Genomic DNA, 459 nt, shown 5'->3' with positions numbered 1-459 from the left:
CCAGGGCTCATCCCCGCTCACGCGGGGAGCACCTCTCCGCACCCGTAGTACGAGTAGCTTCCGTCGGCTCATCCCCGCTCACGCGGGGAGCACTCGATTGCTGAGCACGCCACCGCAACCTTGTACGGCTCATCCCCGCTCACGCGGGGAGCACCGGCTCCTCGACGCCGTACCAGCCAGGCCCATGGGCTCATCCCCGCTCACGCGGGGAGCACTGCCTCCCAAACCGCGCCCCACCATGGCCGAGGGGCTCATCCCCGCTCACGCGGGGAGCACGACGTCATGACTGTCAAGGACTGGGGCGCGCACGGCTCATCCCCGCTCACGCGGGGAGCACTTGGATGGGAGTCTGTGAAAGCTGCCAAACAAAGGCTCATCCCCGCTCACGCGGGGAGCACATCGTCGCTACCGTGGGCCTGGCCCTCGTTGCCGGCTCATCCCCGCTCACGCGGGGAGCAC

At 69.1% G+C, this 459-nt stretch carries 1 CRISPR repeat array.

The features are described 5' to 3' along the window. Positions 1–4: 4 nt before the first annotated feature. Positions 5–459: a CRISPR direct-repeat array (repeat unit 28 nt; unit sequence GGCTCATCCCCGCTCACGCGGGGAGCAC).

The sequence above is a fragment of the Corynebacterium sp. HMSC078A10 genome (assembly GCF_001811565.1).
GTDB lineage: Bacteria > Actinomycetota > Actinomycetes > Mycobacteriales > Mycobacteriaceae > Corynebacterium > Corynebacterium hesseae.
This window is presented reverse-complemented; position numbering and strand designations above follow the sequence as displayed.